Here is a 2,644-nt window from a genome sequence, read left to right as displayed (position 1 = left end):
CCATTGAATATGACGGTCAGGCGTATCATACGAAGCCCGCGGATCGGGATAATGATATTTACCGGCAGGAGCGTCTGGAGGAGCGGGGCTGGAAATTTTTCCGGATGGATCGCGCATGGTACCGTGATCCTGCGGCATCCCGCCGGAAACTTACGGAGGCGGTCAATCAGGCCATTCTGGCAGACGGCCGAAGATACGGGATCAGCCCTGACCGCCCCGGAAACTGCCATGCCGAATTTAACAGTCAACTACTTTACGGGAGCTCCCGGGAGGGGAGAGACACCACCATGGATGAAAACAATATGCCAAGCGACCGCCATGACAGCAAAGGCGGGAACGCCTCCGGAAGCAATTCCGCATCTCCGGAAAATCGCAACATTGAAATCGAGATTATTTCCCGCCGCTACCTGAACCTGGCTCTTTATCAGGCCGGCTTTCCCCTGATTTCCGATATCCGCTTTTTCAGTCCGGAGCGGGATTTTGAGGACATCACCATTCAGATCTCCTGCGATTACGAGGTGTTTGAGCCAATGGAGATCAAGGCCGATGTTTTGCAGCGGGGCTCCCGGATCTCCGTATCCGGGAGGCTTGCGGATCTCCGGCTTAAGGTAGCGAAGTTCGCCGAGCTTACGGAGACGGTGACCACCTCCGTGGAGGTTACGGTGGTAAACAGCTTCGGCGAGCTTATTGCCTGGGCCTCTGAGCCTCTGGAGATCACCCCCTACAATCAGTGGAACATGAATCAGGAGCTTCTGGCGGCCTTTGTAACTCCGAATTCCCCGCCCGTAACCGCTCTTATGGGGAGAGCGCAGGAGATCCTCAAGGGCATTCTGTCCCGGGATGAACGCTATGCCTCCCGGTCATTTCCGGGGTTTAACGGCTATCAGTCCCAGGATCCTCAGTATGTGGCCCTGCAGGCCGAGGCCCTCTACACCGCCGCCCGGGAGCTGGGGCTCTCCTACCGCATGCCGCCGGCCTCCTTTGAGGGACAGCGGGTGCGCTCGGTTACCCAGATCATAAATGAAAAGGCCGGCACCTGTCTGGACACCACCTGTTTTTATGCCTCCCTTCTGGAGCATGCGGGACTTCGCCCGCTGTTATTCCTGGTGGACGGACATGCCTTTGCCGGAGTGGAGCTTACCGAGGAACCGGTGTTTCATGATCCCGTGGTGACGGATCGGGATCTGGTGTACCGGGCCCGGGAAAGACAGGATATTCTCATGGTGGAAACCACCTGCCTGTCTCAGGACGTCCTCTTTAATCAGGCTGCGGATGCCGCCGGCAAGAACTTCGCCGAGAAGACTTTTCAGGGGTGCGTGGCCGTGGCCGTGTGCCGGGAGCGCCGCATAAAGCCGCTCCCGGAGGTATCCCGGGACGCCGCGGGAGCATTGGTGCTGACCGAGGATCCCCGCTTTGTCCGGGATCTCAGCGCGGAATCCGGCAGCGTGGCCGTGAAAAACAGCATGGCCATGCTGCAGCAGGGCGGGCCGGTAACCCGGGAGCAGATCTGGGAGAACAAGCTTCTTGACCTTACCACCCGGAACCGCCTTTTGAACATGAAGACCTCAGCGGGAGCCGTGGTCCGGCTCTACATGAGCGATCCCGATAAGCTGGAGGACGTGTTCCGGGAGCATGATCAGAAGTTCTTCAAGCTGGTGCCCGTGCCCGATGTCAATGCGGAAATCTTTAACAAGGACATGAATCCTGAAACCATGGAGCTTTCCGCCGATCTTAATGACATAGTGATCAAGGCCCTTACGGACCGGGGGATGCTCTTTGTGAAGAACGAGACCCGGAAATCCCTGGAGCAGGTGCTTAAAAAGCTGGCTTCCGAGGCCAAATCCTCAAATGACGAGAACGGCGCGAATTCCCTCTTTCTCTCCCTTTTCAGCGTGCTCTGGCAGGACGACACCGCCGCGAAAAAGCAGCATGAAGCCCCGCTGTTCCTCCTGCCCGTGGACATCAAAAAGGAAAGCCGGGGAGATAACTACGCCATTAGGGTGCGGGACGAGGAGCTCATGGTCAATTATTCCCTGATCGAGCTTATGAGACAGCTCTTCGGCATTGATCTCCGGGCCTCCCTGAGCAAGCTTCCTCTGGATGAATTCGGGGTGGCGGTGGATGAAGTCAAGGACATGATTCTCAGAGTGCTGCCCCCGGGCTGGAAGATCCTGAAGACCGTCTGCCTCGGAAACTTTTCCTTCCGGAAATTCGTCATGTGGCAGGATCTCAGCAATAACAGCGAGATGCTCCGGAGCCGGAGTCCCGTGTATGCCTCTCTGGCCGACGGGAAATGCGCCGGCCTCCCGCAGTTCGGCCCGGAGGAGGTGCCTGAGACCGTGGACGCCCGGGTACCCTTCGGGAAGATCTGTCAGCCCATTCAGGCGGATTCCAGCCAGCTCGATGCGGTGATGGCGGCCATGTCCGGCAAAAGCTTTGTGCTGGAGGGGCCTCCGGGCACCGGAAAGTCCCAGACCATTACCAACATTATTGCGTCTGCTCTGGAAGCTAAGAAAAAGGTGCTGTTTGTGGCTGCGAAAATGGCGGCTCTGGAGGTGGTGCAGGATCGGCTTACCAAGCTGGGGCTGGCTCCCTTCTGTCTCGAGCTTCATTCCAACACCATGACCAAGTCCCGCTTCCTGGA

At 57.9% G+C, this 2,644-nt stretch carries 1 protein-coding gene; it reads left to right on the top strand.

Annotation, left to right across the window (positions count from 1 at the left end; genetic code table 11):
* A partial coding sequence (locus ACJROR_RS04405; protein ID WP_406546035.1) for a DUF4011 domain-containing protein occupies positions 1-2,644 on the top strand: 2,644 nt, incomplete at both ends.

This window comes from Succinimonas sp. (assembly GCF_045225735.1).
GTDB lineage: Bacteria > Pseudomonadota > Gammaproteobacteria > Enterobacterales > Succinivibrionaceae > Succinimonas.
The sequence above is the reverse complement of the archived record's forward strand: the minus strand, read 5'-3'. Positions and strand labels throughout refer to the sequence as shown.